The organism is Streptomyces sp. NPDC107500 (assembly GCF_055582785.1).
The window spans coordinates 61,247-79,971 of sequence record NZ_JBVJPF010000013.1 but is presented as its reverse complement, the minus strand read 5'-3'; the positions used below and the strand labels follow the sequence as shown (position 1 = coordinate 79,971).

The 18,725-nt window shown below is 74.0% G+C and carries 5 protein-coding genes; all 5 read left to right on the top strand.

Annotated features, from left to right (window positions below; translation table 11 throughout):
• Window positions 1-55: 55 nt before the first annotated feature.
• The 5 genes from ACZ67M_RS37480 to ACZ67M_RS37460 are packed head-to-tail and all read left to right on the top strand — an operon-like array spanning window position 56 to window position 18,723.
• Window positions 56-1,639: an amino acid adenylation domain-containing protein gene (locus ACZ67M_RS37480; protein ID WP_469854330.1), complete on the top strand. Its 1,584-nt coding sequence runs from the start codon at window positions 56-58 to the stop codon at window positions 1,637-1,639.
• Window positions 1,640-1,673: 34 nt separating this feature from the next.
• The gene (locus ACZ67M_RS37475; protein WP_064732275.1) at window positions 1,674-1,907 is read left to right on the top strand and encodes a phosphopantetheine-binding protein; all 234 of its coding nucleotides are present in this window, start codon (window positions 1,674-1,676) and stop codon (window positions 1,905-1,907) included.
• A gap of 40 nt (window positions 1,908-1,947) precedes the next feature.
• Window positions 1,948-3,135, top strand: coding sequence for an NAD(P)/FAD-dependent oxidoreductase (locus tag ACZ67M_RS37470; RefSeq protein ID WP_361362355.1), 1,188 nt, complete (start codon window positions 1,948-1,950; stop codon window positions 3,133-3,135).
• Between the two features lie 42 nt (window positions 3,136-3,177).
• The gene (locus tag ACZ67M_RS37465) at window positions 3,178-10,956 is read left to right on the top strand and encodes an amino acid adenylation domain-containing protein (RefSeq protein WP_469854329.1); all 7,779 of its coding nucleotides are present in this window, start codon (window positions 3,178-3,180) and stop codon (window positions 10,954-10,956) included.
• A gap of 12 nt (window positions 10,957-10,968) precedes the next feature.
• Window positions 10,969-18,723 carry an amino acid adenylation domain-containing protein gene (locus ACZ67M_RS37460; protein ID WP_469854328.1) on the top strand — a complete coding sequence of 2,585 codons (7,755 nt, stop codon included), beginning with the start codon at window positions 10,969-10,971 and terminating at the stop codon, window positions 18,721-18,723.
• Window positions 18,724-18,725 lie beyond the last annotated feature (2 nt).

The following is an 18,725-nucleotide window of genomic DNA, read 5'->3' as shown; positions in this document are numbered from 1 at the left end:
CGACGCCCCCGCCCGGCGGCCCGCCCGCCGGCACCGCCCACATCGGAGTCAGTTGATGATCCTTCAGGGAAAGCGGGTCGCCCTGCCCTCCGCGCCCGTCGTCCACAAGCAGTTCGAGTCGCACGTGGCGGCGGCCCCCGACGCGGTCGCCGTCGTCCACGCCGGCCGGCAGGTGACGTACGCGGAGCTGGACGCCCGGGCGAACCGCTTCGCGCGCTTCCTCCTCGCCCGCGGGCACGGCCGCGGCGCGAAGGTCGGCGTCTGCCTCGACTACTCGCCCGACCTGCTCGTCGCCATCCTCGGCACGCTGAAGGCCGGCGCCGCCTACGTGCCCTTCGACCCGGCCTACCCGGAGGCGCGCCTGCGGCTGCTGCTGGGCCAGGTGCCCGGCCTCGCCCTGATCGTGGCCTCCCCGGCGACCGCGGCCATGGTCGAGTCGGCCGGCGTGGAGACCGTCGACCTCGAACGGCTCGCCGGCCACCTGGCCGGCCTGGCGGCCACCGCGCCCGACACCGACGTCACCGGGGACGACGTGTGCTACGCCGTCTTCACCTCCGGGTCGACCGGGACGCCCAAGCTGACCGCGGTCCGGCACGAGGGCTGGTTCAACCTCATGCACTGGCTCAAGCTGGAGTACGGCCTGCACAGCGGGTCGCACAACCTGGTGGTCAGCGCCTTCGGCTTCGACCTGTCCCAACGCGCCCTGATGACACCGCTGTTCTGCGGCGCCACCCAGTACCTCCTGGCCAGCCGGAACTTCGACGCCATGATGGCGTACCGCATCCTGACCGACCACGACATCCGCGTGGTGCACTGCGCCTCCAGCACCCTGTACGTGCTGGTGGACTGGGAGACCGCGCGCGGCGGCGACGCCCTCACCCGGCTCGACTACGTCCTCTTCGGCGGCGAGGCCCTCAAGGCCGAGCGGCTCACCGACTGGGCGCGGCGCCCGGGCAACACCTGCACCCTGCTGCACCAGTACGGCGTCGCCGAGTGCACGGACGTGGCGACCTCCTACGACCTCGCCGGACACCACCCCGGCGGACAGGACGTCCCGCCGGTCGGCAGGCCCGCCCACAACACCGACATCCACCTCGTCGACGAGGACCTGCGCCACGTGGCCCCCGGCGAGCAGGGCGAGATCTGCATCGCCGGAGCCGGCGTCGGCGCGGGCTACCTGGGCGCCGGTCCCGAGAACGCCAGGTTCACCACCCTGGAGGCGGGCGGCGAGCGGGTCCGCGTCTACCGCACGGGCGACCGCGGCCGGGTGACCGACGCCGGCGACCTCGTCGTCCTCGGCCGGATCGACGCCCAGGTGAAGGTGCGCGGCATGCGCATCGACCCCACCGACGTCGAACGCGCCCTCGCCCGCCTCGACGGCGTACGCGAGGCCGCGGTGGTGGTCACCGCCGGCGACACCGGCGAGGCCGAGCTGACCGCGTTCCTCGTCCCGGCCGGGGACGACCTCGCGGCGGACGACGTACGCGCCCGCCTGCTGGCGGTGCTGCCGCGGAACATGGTCCCCGCCCGGTTCCACAACATCCCGCGGCTGCCCCTGAGCCCGCACGGGAAGGTCGACCGCGCCGCGCTGGCCGACACCCGCGGCGAGCACTACGCGGGCAGCGGCACGGCCGCCTAGCGGCGCAACAGCGACGAGAACCGAGAGGACAGCGATGACTGCCGACCGCGTACGTGCCATCTGGTGCCGGGAGTTCCAGCGGGACGACATCTCCGTGGACGACGACTTCTTCGCCCTGGGAGGACAGTCCCTGGTCATGGTGCGGATCCAGGGCGCCTACATCGAGGAGCTGGGCGTCGAGGTCCCGATGGACCAGATGTTCCTCAACCCGACGGTGGCCTCCATCTCCGCCTACATCGAGTCCCAGGCCGCTACGACCGCCCCGTAGCCGCCCCGTGTCGAAGAACTACTGGTAAGAGAGGCGCGCCATGTACGACGTGATTGTCATAGGTGCCCGTTGTGCGGGATCGCCGACGGCCATGCTGTTCGCGCGGCAGGGCTACCGCGTCCTGCTCCTGGAGAAAGCGCGCTTCCCGCAGGACACGCTCTCCTCGCACTACCTGCACATGCAGGGCGTGGCGCTGCTCAACCGCTGGGGGCTGCTCGACCGGATCCGCGACTCGGGCGCCCAGCCGATCACCCACCAGGTCTACCAGGGCCCCGGCGTGCGCATCGAGGGCTTCTCCCTGCCGATCGACGGACTGACCACCACGTACGCGCCGCGGCGGTACGTGCTCGACCCGATCCTCGCCGAGGGCGCGGTGGCGGCCGGCGTGGAGTTCCGCCAGGGCTGCGCGGTCAAGGACCTGGTGTTCGAGGACGACCGGGTCGTCGGGGTGCGGTACGCCACGCCCGGCGGCACCGAGACGACGGACCGGGCCCGCCTGGTCGTCGGCGCGGACGGCATGCGCTCGCTGGTGGCGCGCAAGACCGGCGCGGAGAACGTCATCGAGCACCCGCGCATGACCACCACCTACTACAGCTACTGGTCCGGGGTGCCGGCCGACTTCGAGCTGTACGAGCGGCCGGGCCGCTGGATCGGCGTCCTGCCGACCAACGACGACCTCACCCTGCTCATGACGTACTTCCCGCAGGCGGACTACAACGACATCCGCAAGAACGTGGAGCCCGCCTACCTGGAGGCGTTCCGCACCACGGCCCCCGAGCTGTACGAGCGGATGCGCTCGGGCCGGCGCGAGGAGCAGCTCTACGGCACCGGCCACCAGGAGAACTACTTCCGCAAGGCCTACGGACCCGGCTGGGTGCTGGTCGGCGACGCGGTGAACCACAAGGACTCCATCACCGCCCGCGGCATCACCGAGGCCTTCGTCCAGGCCCAGTCGCTCACCGACCTGATCGGGGACCGGCTGCACGACGACGCCGCCCTCAGGTCCGCCCTGCGGCGCTACGAGAACGAGCTGGGCAACGAGGCCCTCAACCACTACCAGGGCGCGCTCAACGTGGCCGAACTCAAGCCCGAGGGGCGTACCGAGATGCTGCGCAAGCTGGTCGGCCACCAGGAGCACATCGACCGGTACTTCTCGACGCTGTCGGGAGCGTGCTCCATCGACGACTTCTACAACGACGAACTCCTGACCCTCCTCGACCAGGGCTGAGCCCGCCACCCCGCCCCCTGGCTCGCCGATATTGGAGACACAATGATCCCGTTGTCGTTCGCGCAGCGCCGGCTGTGGTTCGTGGACCGGTTCGAAGGCCCCTCACCGACCTACAACGGCGCGTTCGCCCTGCGGCTCACCGGCGAGCTGGACGTGGACGCGCTCACGGCGGCGCTCCGCGACGTCGTCGACCGGCACGAGGTCCTGCGCACGGTGATCGTCGAGGGCGACGACGGTGTCCCGCACCAGCGGGTGCTGGCGGCCGGGGAGCGACCGTTCGACCTGCCCGTCCTCGACGCGGCCGGCGAACAACGCGCGGCGGCGATCGAGGAGACCGCCACCGAGACCTTCGACCTGGCCGCCGACGTGCCGATCCGCGCCCGGCTGGTGCGCGGCGGACCGCACGACCACACCCTCGTCGTCGTCGCGCACCACATCGCCGTGGACGGCGAGTCCTTCGGTCCGCTCTTCCGCGACCTCACCGCCGCCTACTCGGCACGCGCCGAGGGCCGGGCCCCCGCCTGGGAGCCGCTGCCGGTGCAGTACGCGGACTACACGCTCTGGCAGCTCGACGTGCTGGGCGACGAGTCCGACCCCGAGAGCCTGGCGGCCCGGCAGCTCGACTACTGGCGCGAGGCACTGGCCGACCTGCCGCAGCCGCTGCCGCTGCCGACGGACCGCCCGCGCCGCTCGACGACCAGCCCCGACGGCGACCGCGTCCCGTTCGCCCTCGACCCCGGCCTGCTGGAGTCCGTGGAGAAGCTGGCCGCCGACCTGGACACCACCGTCTCGATGGTCATGCACTCGGCGCTCGCGGTGCTCCTCCAGCACCTCGGCTGCGGCGACGACGTGCCCATCGGCGCCCCGATCACCGACCGCACCGACGAGGACCTGCGCGACCTGGTCGGGTTCTTCGTCAACACCTGGGTGCTCCGCGTCGACCTGGCCGGCAACCCCACCTTCCGCAAGCTGCTCCAGCGGGTGCGGGAGAGGTCCCTGGCCGCCTACGACAACCAGGACATGCCCTTCGAGCGGCTCGTGGAGCTGCTCAACCCGCACCGCTCCACCGCCTACAACCCGTTCTTCCAGGTCATGCTCTCCTGGCAGCCGTCCGTGCCGCCGCTCCAACTGCCCGGCCTGGGCGTGCTGGTCGAGCGGCTGGAGACCGGCACCGCCAAGTTCGACCTCTTCTTCGACCTGCTGCCGAACGCCTCCGGCGGCGCCGACTGCCGGCTGGAGTTCTCCACCGGGCTCTTCGACCGGGACACGGCCGAGAGCATCGCCGACCGGTTCGTCCGCGTCCTTCGCCGGCTGGTGGCCGAACCGGAACGCGCGGTCGCCGCCGTCGACGTCCTCGACCCGGCCGAGCGTCGGCGCTGGCTCGACCGGGCCACCGACACCGCGGCCGAACTGCCCGACCTCACCGTCCCCGAGCTGTTCGAGCGGCAGGCGGCCGCCACCCCCGACGCCCCCGCGCTCGTGTGCGACGGGCGGACCCTGACCTACCGGGAGCTGGACGGGCGGGCGGACGCCGTCGCCCGGGAGCTGGTCCGGCGCGGGGCGGGCCCCGAGGACCTGGTGGTGCTCGCGCTGCCCCGCACCGAGGACCTCGTCACCGGCCTGCTCGGCATCCTCAAGTCCGGCGCCGGATACGTCCCGCTGGACCCGCAGTACCTCAGCGGGCGGGCCCCGACCGTGCTGGCCGAGGCCCGCCCCCGGTACGCGGTCACCGACACCGCCACCTGGCGCGAGATGCCGCCGGGCGACCTCGCGCCGGTCCTCCTCGACGAGCGCGCCGGGTGGGAAGGACCCGCCGACGAGCCCTCCAGGGCCCCTGCCGCGCCGCTCGGGCCGGACAACCTGGCGTACGTGATGTACACCTCCGGCTCCACCGGCAAGCCGAAGGGCGCGGCGATCACCCACCGCAACGTCGTCAACGGCGTACGGGAACTGGTCCGCGTGCTCGGCACACCGCCCGGGTGGCGGATGCCGGCCGGCACCTCGGTCAACTTCGACGTCTCGGTCTTCGAGCTGCTGACCACCCTCACCACCGGCGGCACCGTAGAGATCCTGCCGAACGCCCTGGCGCTCGGCGAACGGGACGGCTTCGACGGCCACGTCCTCAGCGGCGTCCCCTCGGTCCTCGGCGAGCTGGTCGGCCACCTCGACAAGGCGCCCGACGTACGCACCGTCGTCTTCGCCGGCGACGTCCTGCCCGGCCGGCTCGTGCGGCAGGTGCGCGAGGCGCTGCCCGGCGCGCGGATCGTCAACTCCTACGGCCAGAGCGAGAGTTTCTACGCCACCGCCTTCTCCCTCGCCGCGGACGAGGAGTGGGCCGACGGCGACGTCGCGCCCATCGGCACGCCGCTGGGCAACATGCGCGCCTACGTCCTCGGCCCGGGCCTGGCCCCGGTACCCGAGGGCGTGGTGGGCGAGCTGTACGTGGCAGGCGCCTGCCTGGGCCGCGGATACCACGGCCGCCCCGCCCTGACCGCCGAACGCTACCTGGCCGATCCCTTCGGCCCGGCCGGCGAGCGGATGTACCGCACCGGCGACCTGGCCCGCTGGAACGCCCGCGGCGAACTGGAGTGCGTCGGCCGCGGCGACGGCCAGGTCAAGGTCCGCGGATTCCGCATCGAGACGACCGAGGTCGAGGCCGTCGTCACCGGCCACCCCGGCATCAGCGAGGCCGTGGTCATCGGCCGGGAGCAGCCCTCGGGCGGCAAGCAACTCGTCGCCTACGTGGTGCACACCGGCGAGGGGGCCGTGGGCGACGACGGCGTCGGCGGCATCGGCGACGTCGACGTGCAGTCCGGCGCGTCCGCCGCCGAGCTGCGCAAGTACGTCGCCGCCCGGCTGCCGGACTACATGGTGCCGTCGGCCTTCGTCGCCCTCGGCAGGCTGCCGCTCGGCCCGACCGGCAAGCTGGACCGATCGGCGCTGCCCGAGCCGGAGTTCCTCGGCGAGACCTACCGGGAGCCCCGCACCGAGGCGGAGAAGATCATCACCGCCGCCTACGCGGACGTGCTCGGCGTCGACCGGGTCGGCGCCGACGACGACTTCTTCGCCGTGGGCGGGGACAGCCTGCGCTCCATCCAGGTCGTCGCCCGGGCCCGCGCCAAGGGCCTGGAACTGACCACCCGGGAGATCTTCGAGTGCCGCACGGCGGCCAGGCTGTCCGAGGTGGCCGCCGACCGCCGGGACCGGGCGCCCGTCCTCGCCGAACTCGACGGCGGCGGCGTCGGCCCCATGCCGCTGCCGCCGGTGGCGCGGCAGGTGTTCGAACACGGCGGCGGCACCGACCGGTTCGCCATGTCGATGGTGCTGGAACTGCCCGAGGGCATCGACGCCGGCACCCTCGCCGCGACGCTGGACGCCGTCTTCGACCGGCACGACCTGCTGCGCGCCCGCCTGGTCCGCGGCGACGAGCCCACCCTCGTCGTGAGCGGCCCCGGCACCGTCCGCGCCGCGGACCTGATCCGCCGGGTCGGCTGCGACGGCCGCTGGGACGAGCCGGCCGCGCTGGACGCGGCCAGGGCGGAACTGGACGCCTCGGTGGGTCGCCTGGACCCCGAGGCCGGCACCGTGGCGGACCTCGTCTGGTTCGACGCGGGCTCCGGCCGGGGCCGGCTGCTGGTGGTGCTGCACCACCTGGTCGTGGACGGCGTCTCCTGGCGCGTCCTCATGTCCGACCTCGCCGAGGCCTGGCAGCGGGTGCGGGCCGGGAAGGTGCCCGAACTGCCGCCGGTCGGCACCTCGGCCCGGCGCTGGGCCGCCGCGCTGGAGGACGAGGCGTACACCCCCGGGCGGGAGGCCGAACTGACGCACTGGCTGAACGTCCTGGAGGCGTCCGACCCGCCGCTCGGCAGCCGGCCGTTCGACCCGTCGGTGGATGTGTGGTCCACCGTCGACACCGTGCGGGTGGAGCTGCCCGCCGACGTCACCGAGGCCGTACTGACCACCCTCCCCACCGCGTTCCGCGGCACCGGCACCGACGTGCTGCTCGCCGCCCTCGCGCTGGCCATGGAGCGGTGGCGCGGCGCGGACGCCTCGACCCTGGTCCGCCTGGAGGGGCACGGCCGCGAGGAGGACGTCGTCCCCGGAGCCGACCTCTCCCGCACCGTCGGATGGTTCACCAGCATGTACCCGGCCCGCGTCGACGTGCGGGACGTGGACCTGGCCGACGTACTGGCCGGAGGCCCCGCCGCCGGGCAGGCCGTCAAACTCGTCAAGGAGCAGCTGCGCGCCGTCCCCGACAAGGGCGTCGGCTACGGAATGCTGCGCTGGCTGAACCAGGAGACCGGCGAGCAGCTCGCCGACTGCCCCGTGCCGCAGGTCGGGTTCAACTACCTCGGCCGGATCTCCGACTCCGACGTGCCCGAGCACCTGCGTGCCGAGGGCTGGGGACCGGCGTCCTGGTCGGCCGAGCTGATCGCGCTGCCCGACGGGGACCTGCCGGCGCTGTCCGCGCTGGAGGTCAACTCGGTCGCCACCGACACCCCCGACGGCACCCGGCTGCACGCCGCCTTCATGTTCGCCGGCAAGGTCCTCTCCCGCGAGCGGACCACCGAACTGGCCGAGCTGTGGGTCGAGGTGCTGCGCGGCATGGCCGCCCACGCCGCGCGGGCCGGCATCGGCGGGCTCACCCCCTCCGACGCCCCGCTGGTCCCGGTCCGGCAGTACGAGATCGAGGCCTGGGAGGAGCGCTACGGCCGGCTGACCGAGGTGTGGCCGCAGGCCCCCGGGCAGTCCGGCATCCAGTTCCAGGCCGCGCTCGCCGAGGGCTCCTTCGACGTCTACCACATGCAGTTCGCGCTGCACCTGAACGGACACGTGGACCCCGAGCGCATGCGGGCGGCCGGACAGGCACTGCTGGAGCGCTACCCGAACCTGCGCTCCGCGTTCCTCACCACCGACGAGGGCGACCCGGTGCAGGTCGTGCCGGAACACGTCGACATCCCCTGGCGGCACCTGGACCTGACCGGGCTGAGCGAGACCGAGCAGGACGCGGCGCTCGACCGGGCGCTCGCCGACGACCGGGCCGACCAGCTCGACCCGGCCCGGCCCCCGCTGATCCGCCTGGCGCTGCTCACCTGCGGCCCCGACCGGGCCAAGCTGATCGTCACCGCGCACCACACCCTCTTCGACGGCTGGTCCTCACCCATGGTGATCACGGACCTGATCAGGCTGTACTCCGGGAGCCGGGACCTGACCCCGGTCCGCGACTACGGCGACTACCTGACCTGGCTGTCGCGCCAGGACCACGCGGTGTCCGAGGCGCGGTGGAAGGCCGAGCTGGACGGGTTCGACGAGCCGACCCTCGTCGCCCCGAACGCGGCCCTCAAGGGCAGCGCGTCCGCCCTCGGCCGTGTCGAGGTACCGCTGCCGATCGACAAGGGGCGCGAACTCGCCCGCCGGGCGGCGGAGCTGGGCGTCACCCTGAACACGCTCCTCCAGGGGGCCTGGGCGATCCTGCTGTCGCAGCTCACCGGGCAGCGCGACGTGGTCTTCGGAGCCGCCGTCAACGGCCGCCCTGCCGACCTGGCCGGCTCCGACGAGATGGTCGGCCTGTTCATCAACACCCTGCCGACCAGGGTCGACTGCGGCCCCCGGCACACCATGGGCGAGGTCATCACCGGCCTCCAGGACCGGCAGACCGCCCTGCTCGACCACCACCACCACGGGCTGGCGGACATCCAGCGGAGCGTCGGACTGCCCGCCCTGTTCGACACGCTGATCGTGTTCGAGAACTACCCGATCGACCGCGAAGGCATGGTGGAGGCCAACACCTCGGCGGGCTTCACCATCGACGGCATCCGCCCCTTCGCGGGCTCCCACTACCCGCTCACGCTCAACTCCTCCGACCCCTACCTGCGGCTCTCCCTCGACTACCAGAACAACCTCTACGAGCGCGCGCAGGCCGAGGAGATCGCCGCCCGGCTCGTACGCGTCCTCGACCTGCTGCTGGCCGACCCGGCCACCCGCCTCGGCGACGTCGACGTACTCGACGACCGGGAGCGCGACTGGCTGCTGCGCGAGGTCAACGACACCGCCGAACCCACCCTCCGGGCCGGCCTGGTGGAGGAAGTGCGCCGGCAGGCGGAGGCCACCCCCGAGGCCCCGGCGGTCATCGCCGAGGACGAGTCGCTCACCTACGCCGAGCTGGACGCACGCGCCAACCGCCTCGCGCACTGGCTGATCGACCGCGGCGCGGGACCCGAGTCGCCGGTGGCCGTACGGCTGCCCCGGTCCGCGCGGCTCGTGGTCGCGCTGCTGGCGGTGCTCAAGGCGGGCGCCACCTACGTCCCGGTCGACCCGGACCACCCGGCGACCCGCATCGACCACATCCTCGACGACGCCCGCCCCGCCCTCGTCCTCGACGCCGACACCCTCGACGGCGCCGACTGCGCGGGCCACCCCGCGTCGGCGCCCACCGTGACCGTCCACCCGGACAACGCCGCGTACGTCATCTACACCTCCGGATCCACGGGCAGGCCCAAGGGCGTGTCGGTCACCCACCGCGGCCTGGCCAACTTCCTGGCCACCATGCGGCGGCGCCACCCGCTGACCCCGGGTGACCGGCTGCTCGCCGTGACGACCGTCTCCTTCGACATCGCGGGCCTGGAGCTGTACCTGCCGCTGATCTCCGGGGCGGCGGTGGTGCTCGCGGGCAAGGAGACCGTCGCCCAGCCCGCGGCGGTACGCCAGGCGATGCGCCGCCACGGGGTGACCGTCGTCCAGGCGACACCGGCGTTCTGGCAGATCCTGCTCATGGAGGAACCCGACGCCGCCACCGGCCTCAGGGTCCTGGTCGGCGGAGAGGCGCTGCCGCCGAGCCTGGCCGAGGACCTCGCCGGGCAGGCCGCCGAGGTCGCCAACGTGTACGGCCCGACCGAGACCACGATCTGGTCCACGAGCGCCCCGGTCACCCCGGGCGCCGGCACCCCGGCCATCGGGGCACCGATCGGCAACACCCAGGTGTACGTGCTCGACGCGCGACTGCGGCCCGTACCGCGCGGCGTGCAGGGCGAGCTGTACATCGCCGGCGACGGCCTGGCCCGCGGCTACCAGGGCCGGCCCGACCTCACCGCGGGCCGCTTCGTGGCCTGCCCGTTCGGCGGACCCGGCGACCGGATGTACCGCACCGGCGACCTGGTGCGCTGGCGGGAGGACGGCCGGCTGGAGTACATCGGACGCTCCGACTTCCAGGTCAAGGTCCGGGGATTCCGGATCGAGCTGGGCGAGATCGAGCACGTCCTGGCCGAACACCCCACCGTGGCGCAGACGGTCGCCGTGGTCCGGGAGGACCGCCCCGGCGACCAGCGGCTGGTCGCGTACCTGGTGCCCGCCGGCAAGGCGGACGCGGCCGGGCTGGACCTCGCGCCCCTGGCGGAGCTGCTGCGCCGGCGCCTGCCCGAGTACATGGTCCCCTCCGCGATCGTGCCCCTCGCCGAGCTGCCCGTGAACCCGAGCGGCAAGCTCGACCGCGCCGCGCTCCCCGCACCCGACCAGGGCGGCGCCGGGACCGGGCGGCCTCCGCGCACACCCACCGAGGAAGCCCTGTGCGGACTCTTCGCCGACCTGCTCGGCAGGGAGGAGATCGGCATCGACGACGACTTCTTCGGCAACGGCGGCCACTCCCTGCTGGCCACCCGGCTCAGCGGGCGCATCCGCAACCGGTTCGGCGTCGACTCCAAGGTCACGATGGTGTTCCGCAACCCGACCGTCGCCCAACTGGCGGCCCGTATCGAGGAACTGACCGCGGACGACTCCCGGCCCCGCAAGAAGAACCGCCCCCAGCTGCGTCAGATGACCGTGTAGGAGTTTGCGCCGATGATTCCGCTGTCGTTCGCCCAACGCCGGCTGTGGTTCCTCCACCGTCTGGAAGGCCCGTCCGCGACCTACAACATCCCCTTCGCGCTGCGCCTGGAGGGGCCGCTGGACACCGCGGCCCTGGCCGCGGCCGTGACGGACGTCGTGACCCGGCACGAGACACTGCGCACCCTGATCGCCGAGAACGCGGACGGCACCCCCGAGCAGCGCGTCCTGCCCGCGGGGGAGGCACTCGTCCCGTTCCGGGTGGCCGACGTGACGGCGGACGCGCTGGACGCCGCACTGGGCGAGGAGCTGCGCGAGGGCTTCGACCTGGAGACGGAGCTGCCCCTGCGCGTCACCGTCCTGCGGCTCTCCCCCGAGGAGCACGTCGTCGCGTTCGTCTTCCACCACATCGCGGTGGACGGCGCCTCCATGGCCCCCTTCCTCCAGGGACTCGTGTCGGCGTACACGGCCCGCCGCCGGGGCGGCGCCCCCCGCTGGGAGCCGCTGCCGGTGCAGTACAAGGACTACACGCTGTGGCAGCGGGAGGTCCTCGGCGACGAAGCGGACCCCGAGTCGGTCGCCGCTTCGCAGATCGACTACTGGCGCCAGGAGCTGGCAGGGGTGCCGCAGCCGGTCCAGCTCCCGCTGGACCGGCCCCGCCCCACGATGTCCGACCACCGCGGCGGCCACGTCTCCTTCGAGCTGGCCCCCGACCTCCTCACCGGGCTCGGCCGGCTGGCCGCCGAGCACGGGGCCACACCGCCGATGGCCGCCCAGGCCGCGCTCGCGGTCCTCCTGCACAAACTCGGCGGCGGCACCGACCTGACCATCGGCAGCCCCATCGAGGGGCGCGCCGACGAACAGCTCGACGACCTGATCGGCTTCTTCGTCAACACCTGGGTCCTGCGCGCCGACCTGTCCGGCGGCCCGGCCTTCCGCGACCTCCTGGAGCAGGTGCGCGACAAGGCCCTCGCCGCCTACGACAACCAGGACATGCCGTTCGAGCGGCTGGTGGAGCTGCTCGGCCCCGAACGCGCCACCTCCTACCAGCCGCTCTTCCAGACCATGCTGGCCTGGCAGTTCGTGTGGCCGCGCATCGAGATGCCGGGTCTCCGGGCCACCCCCGTCGCGGCCGACACCGGCAGCGCCAAGTTCGACCTGTTCTTCAACGTCGTCCCGCAGGCCGACGGCGGCGCCTACGGGCGGCTGGAGTACGCCGCACAGCTCTTCGACCACGCCACGGCCCAGGCGATCGTCGACCGCTTCCTGCGAGTCCTGCGCCAGGTCGTCGCCGACCCCGGCGCGCCGCTCGCCGCGGTGGACGTGCGCAGCGACGCCGAACGGGACCAGCTGACCCGGCTGAACGACACGGCGGCCCCGGTGCCTGCGTCGACGGTGCCGGAGCTGGTCGCCGCCCAGGCGGCCCGCACCCCCGACGCGACGGCCGTGGTGTGCGCCGGTACCGCGCTGACGTACCGGGAACTGGAGGACCGAGCCGGGCGTCTCGCCGCCGTGCTGCGCGAGCACGGCGTCGGTCCGGACGTCCTGGTCGCCGTGGCCCTGCCCCGCACCGCCGACCTGGTCGTCGGCACGCTCGCCGTGCTCAAGGCCGGCGGCGCCTACCTCCCGGTCGACCCCGGATACCCGTCCTCGCGGGTCGGCCTGCTGCTCGACACCGCCCGGCCGGCGCTGGTGCTCACCGGCCACGAGGCGGCGGCGAGCGTCGCCGGATGCCGCCCTCCGGTGCTCCGCCTGGAGGAGCTGGACCCGGCCCTGGACGCCCCGGCGCCCCCGGCCCCCGGCCCCCGCGTCTCGGCGGACGACCTCGCCTACGTGATGTTCACCTCCGGCTCGACCGGCACCCCCAAGGGCGTCGCCGTCACACACGGAGCCGTGGTCAACGGCGTGCGGGACCTGCGCCGCACCGTGGGCGTCGGGGCCGGTTCCCGGATGCTCGCCGCGACGTCCGTGAACTTCGACGTCTCCGTCTTCGAGATCTTCACCGCCCTCACCGCGGGCGCCACCGTCGAGATCGTCCGCGACGTGCTCGAACTCGCCGAACGCGGCACGTGGTCGGGCACCACGATCAGCGCCGTGCCCACCGTCTTCTCGGCCCTGCTCGACCAACTCGCCGCCACCGGCCGAAGCGGCGGCGGACTCGACGTGGACACCGTCGTCTTCGCCGGCGAGGCCCTCACGGCCGGCCTGGTGCGCAAGGTCCGCGAAGCCCTGCCCGGCGTCCGCGTCGTCAACGCCTACGGGCAGACCGAGAGCTTCTACGCCACCACGCACACCGTCCCCGAGGAGGCCGGGGGGACCGGCGCGGTCCCCGTCGGACGCCCGCTCGCCAACATGCGCGCCCACGTCCTGGGCCCGGACCTCGCCCCGGTGCCGCCGGGCGTCGTCGGCGAGCTGTACGTCGCCGGGCGGCTCGCCCGCGGCTACCACCGCGACGGACGGGCCACCGCCGAGCGCTTCGTGCCCTGCCCGTTCGGCGCACCCGGCGCGCGGATGTACCGCACCGGCGACCTCGCGCGGTGGGACCGCGAGGGCCGGCTGGAGTACGCGGGACGCGCCGACACCCAGGTCAAGGTCAACGGCATCCGCGTCGAGCCCACCGAGATCGAGACGGTCCTCGCCCAGCACCCCGCGGTCGGCCAGGCCGTGGTCACCGTGCGCGAGGACCCCGCGGGCAACGCCCGGCTCGTCGGCTACGTGGCACCGCCCCGCACCGCGGACGGCGGCGCGGACCCCGCCGCCGTCCCGGCCGCGGAGCTGCGGCGGTTCGCCGCCGGGCGGCTGCCGGACTACATGGTGCCCGCGCTGCTCGTCGTGCTGGACCGGCTCCCGCTGACCGCCAGCGGCAAGCTGGACCGGGCCGCGCTGCCCGATCCGGAGTTCACCGCCGCCGAGTACCGGGCGCCGCGCACCGCCACCGAGCGGATCCTCGCCGAGGTGTACGCGGACGTACTCGGCGCCGAACGGATAGGCGTCGACGACGACTTCTTCACCAGCGGCGGCGACAGCATCCGCTCCATCCAGGTCGTCGCCCGGGCCAAGACGCGGGGCGTCACGGTCAGCACCCGGGAGGTCTTCGAACACCGCACGGTCGTCCGCCTCGCGGAACTCGTCGAGGGCCGCGCGGAGCGGGAACCGGTGACCCTGGCCGAGCTGCCCGGCGGCGGGACCGGGTCCTGCCCGCTGCCGCCGACCGCGGCCCACGTCCTCGAACTCGGCGGCGGACTCGGCCGGTTCTGCATGTCCGCGCTGCTGGTCCTCCCCGAGGAGATCGACCGGCCGCAACTGGCCGCCACACTTCAGGCCGTACTCGATCGCCACGACGTCCTCAGGTCCCGGCTCGACCGCACCGGACGGTGCCTGCACATGGCCCCGGCCGGCAGCGTGGACGCCGGCGCCCTGGTGCGCGAGGTCCCCTGGGACGGCGCCGACGCGCAGGCCGAACTGGACGCGGCGGCCGACCGCCTCGACCCGGACGCGGGCGTCATGGCGCAGTTCGTGCGGCTGACCTCGGCCACCGACGCGGACCGGCTGCTGATCGTGCTGCACCACCTCGTCGTCGACGGGGTGTCCTGGCGGATCCTGCTGCCGGACCTGGTGTCCTCCTGGCAGCGGGTCCGCGACGGACTGCCGCCGCGGCGGGCCGAGACGGGCACCTCACTGCGCCGCTGGACGCACGCCCTGGCCGACGAGGCCGCCACCGCGGAGCGGGAGGCGGAACTGCCCGTGTGGCAGGAGATCCTGCGCGGCGAGGAAGCGCCGCTGGGCGCGCGGGAGACCGATTTCGTGCGCGACGTCGCCGCCACCGTGGACACGGTCCGCGTCCGGGTGCCGGCCGACGTCACCCGGACGCTGCTCGACACGGTGCCCGCGGTGTTCCGCGCCGGAGCCGACGACGGACTGCTGGCCGCCCTGGCCCTCGCGCTGCTGCGCTGGCGCCGTACCCGGGGCGTGCCCGGCTCCACCGCACTGGTCCGGCTGGAGGGACACGGCCGGGAGGAGCACGTGGTGCCGGGCGCCGACCTGTCCGGCACGGTCGGCTGGTTCACCGCCATGTTCCCGGTGCGCCTGGACCTGGCCGGCGTCGACGTGGCCGACGCCTTCGCCGGCGGACCGGCGGCCGGACGGGCGGTCAAGGCCGTCAAGGAGCAGCTCCGCGCGGTACCGGACCACGGCGTCGGCTACGGCATGCTGCGCCACCTCAACCCCGGCACCGCCGCCCACCTCGCCGGGCGCCGCACGCCCCAGATCGGCTTCAACTACCTCGGCAAGTCCTCCGCGGCGGACATCCCCGAGGAACTGCGCGGCCAGGGCTGGAACCCGGACCCCGGGCACCGCGACCTGATCGCCGCGCCCGACGCCGACATGCCGGTGCTCTCCGCGCTGGAGATCAACGCGGTCGCCGGCGCCACCCCCGAAGGCGACGAGCTGACCGCCTACTTCGGCTTCCCGACCGGTGTGCTCTCGCGCGACGAGGTCACCGAGCTGGCCGGGCTGTGGGTCGAGGCGCTGACCGCGCTGGCCCGGCACGCCGCCACCCCCGGAGCGGGCGGACCGACGCCGAGCGACGCACCGCTGGTCCGGGTGACCCAGGAGGAGATCGACACCTGGGAGGAGCGCTTCGGCCGGCTGACCGAGGTGTGGCCGGTGACCCCCGCGCAGTCCGGGATGCTCTTCCACACCATGCTGGCCGGGACGTCGTCCTTCGACGCCTACCACATGCAGATGGTCTTCCACCTCCGCGGCGACGTCGACCCGGAGCGGATGCGCCGCGCCGGGCAGGCACTGCTGGACCGGCACGCCAACCTCCGCGCCGCCTACGTCGAGCAGGCCGACGGCGACGTGGTGCAGGTGGTGCCGCGCGAGGTGACCCTGCCCTGGCGCCACCTCGACCTGAGCGCGACGGACGGCGCGGAGGGGACGGAGGCGTTCGAGCGCTTCCTCGCCGAGGACCGGGCCGCCCACTTCGACCGGGCCGCCCCGCCGCTGTTCCGGCTGGCCCTGGCCGTTCTCGGACCCGACCGCACCGAACTGGTGATGACCGCCCACCACGTCCTGTTCGACGGCTGGTCCACGCCGCTGCTGATGCGGGACCTGCTGCTGCTCTACGCCTTCGACGGCGACGGCGCCGCCCTGCCCGCCGCGCGCGGCTTCGGCGACTTCCTGACCTGGCGCGCGCGGCAGGACCGGGACGAGTCGGCCCGCGCCTGGGCGGCCGAGCTGGACGGGCTGGAGGAGCCCACGCTGCTCGTCCCCGGTGCCGTGAGCGCGGGCGACGACGGCCTCGGCCAGGTCGAGGTCCCGCTGCCGCCCGAGACGGCCCGCGGCGTCGCCCGCCGCGCCGCCGCGCTGGGCGTCACCGTCAACAACCTGGTACAGGGCGCCTGGGCGCTGCTGCTCGGCCGGCTCACCGGACGCCAGGACGTGGTGTTCGGCGCGACCGTCTCCGGGCGCCCGCCCGCCGTCAGCGACGTCGAGTCGATGGTCGGCCTGTTCATCAACACCCTCCCCGTCCGCGTCCGCTACGGGCCCGGGGACACCCTCGCCGAGATCCTCACCCGCCTCCAGGACCGCCAGGCCGGCCTGCTGGAACACCACCACCACGGGCTCACCGAGATCCAGCGGGCCACCGGACTGCAATCCCTCTTCGACACCCTGGTCGTCTTCGAGTCGTACCCCGTCGACCAGGAGGGCCTCGGCGCCGCCCTCGACGCCACCGCCGGGATCACCCTCACCGGCATGACCGCCGCCACCGGCACCAACTACCCGCTGACCCTGATGGCGCTGGTCGAACCCGAGCTGCGGCTCACTCTCCAGTACGCCGAGGGCGCCCTCGACCGCGCGACGGTGCGGACCTACGCGGCCCGGCTGGTCCGGGTCCTCCAGCAGCTCACCACCACCCCCGAGCTGCCGGCCGGGCGGCTGGACGTCCTGGAGCCGGCCGAACGCCGCCTGCTCCTCGACCGGTTCAACGACACGGCCGCCCCGACGCCGGCCACCACGATCGGCGGGCTCGTCGAGGCGCAGACGGCACGCACCCCGGACGAGACGGCCCTCGTCGCCGGCGACGTCACGCTCACCTACCGCGAGCTGGACGACCGGGTCGCGCGCCTGGCGGGCGAACTGGCCCGGCGGGGCGTGGGCGCCGAGTCGGTGGTCGCCGTGGCCCTGCCCCGGTCGGCGGACCTGGTGGTCGCCCTGCTCGCGGTCCTCAGGTCGGGCGGCGCGTACCTGCCGGCCGACCCCCGCTACCCCGGCGAGCGCCTGCGGGCCATCCTCGGCGAGGCGCGGCCCCACCTGGTCCTGACGGACACCGCGACGGCCGCGACGCTGCCCGGGCACGACACCCCGGACCTCCTGCTCGACACGCTCGACCCGGCCGCGGCTGCCGCCGACCCGGCACCGCCGGTGCACGCGGGGCAACTGGCGTACGTGATGTACACCTCCGGCTCCACCGGCACGCCCAAGGGCGTCGCCATCACTCACGCCAACGTGGTCAACGGCGTGCTGCGGCTCGCCTCCCGCCTCGAACTCGGTCCGGGCAAGCGCATGCTGGCCGGCGCCTCGGTCAACTTCGACGTCTCCGCCTTCGAGATCTTCACCACGCTCGCCACCGGCGGGATCGTCGAACTGGTTCGGGACGTCCTGGTGCTGGGGGAGCGCAAGGCCTGGAGCGGTGCCGTCATCTCCACCGTGCCGTCCGCCTTCGCCGAACTCGTCGACCAGATCGCCGACCGCACCGACGTCGAGACGCTCGTCTTCGCCGGCGAGGCCCTGCCCCTCGCCCTCGTCCGGAAGGTGCGCGGCGCCTTCCCCGGGGCGCGGATCGTCAACGCCTACGGACAGAGCGAGTCGTTCTACGCCACCACCTGCACCCTCGCCGACGGAGCGGGCGAGCCGGACGCGCCGGGCAACGCCCCCGTCGGCACCCCGCTCGGCAACATGCGGGCCTACGTCCTCGACCCCGGCCTCGGCCCCGTACCGCCGGGTGCGGTCGGCGAGCTGTACGTCGGCGGCAGCGTGGGCCGCGGGTACCACGGCCGGGCCGCGCTGACCGCCGAGCGGTTCGTCGCCGACCCGTACGGCCCGCCCGGCGCGCGCATGTACCGCACCGGCGACCTGGCCCGGTGGAACGCCGAGGGCCTGCTGGAGTACGCGGGCCGCGCGGACACCCAGGTCAAGGTGCGCGGCTTCCGCGTCGAACCGGCCGAGGTCGAGGCGGCGCTGACCGCGCACCCCGACATCGCCCAGGCCGCCGTGGTCGTCCGCGGCACCGGCGCCGCCGGACGGCTCGTCGCGTACGCCGTGCCCTCGGGCGGTACCTCCTCGGCGGACCTGGGCCGGTTCGCCGCCGAGCGGCTGCCGGAGTTCATGGTCCCCTCCGCCGTCGTGCTCCTGGACCGGCTGCCGCTGATGCCCAACGGCAAGCTGGACCGGGCCGCGCTGCCCGAGCCGGAGTTCACCGGCGCCCCGTACCGCGAGCCCCGTACCGCCCGCGAGAAGGCCCTGGCCGAACTGTTCGCGGAGGTCCTCGACGTGGACCGGGTCGGCCTCGACGACGGCTTCTTCGCACTCGGCGGGCACTCCCTGCTCGCCACCCGGCTGATCAGCCGCGCCCGCGCCGAACTGGGCGTCGAGATACCCATCCGCCAGGTCTTCGACCAGCCGACGGTCGCCGCGCTCGCCGCGTGGTCGGAGGAATCGGCCGCTCCCCGTCGCCCGAGTATGCGCCAGATGTTCAACAAGGAGTGAAG

What these genes read in the sequence shown, in the direction of transcription:
- ACZ67M_RS37465 (WP_469854329.1), top strand. Translation starts at nt 3,178, where the DNA reads ATGATCCCGTTGTCGTTCGCGCAGCGCCGGCTGTGGTTCGTGGACCGG.
- ACZ67M_RS37460 (WP_469854328.1), top strand. Translation starts at nt 10,969, where the DNA reads ATGATTCCGCTGTCGTTCGCCCAACGCCGGCTGTGGTTCCTCCACCGT.
- ACZ67M_RS37480 (WP_469854330.1), top strand. Translation starts at nt 56, where the DNA reads ATGATCCTTCAGGGAAAGCGGGTCGCCCTGCCCTCCGCGCCCGTCGTC.
- ACZ67M_RS37470 (WP_361362355.1), top strand. Translation starts at nt 1,948, where the DNA reads ATGTACGACGTGATTGTCATAGGTGCCCGTTGTGCGGGATCGCCGACG.
- ACZ67M_RS37475 (WP_064732275.1), top strand. Translation starts at nt 1,674, where the DNA reads ATGACTGCCGACCGCGTACGTGCCATCTGGTGCCGGGAGTTCCAGCGG.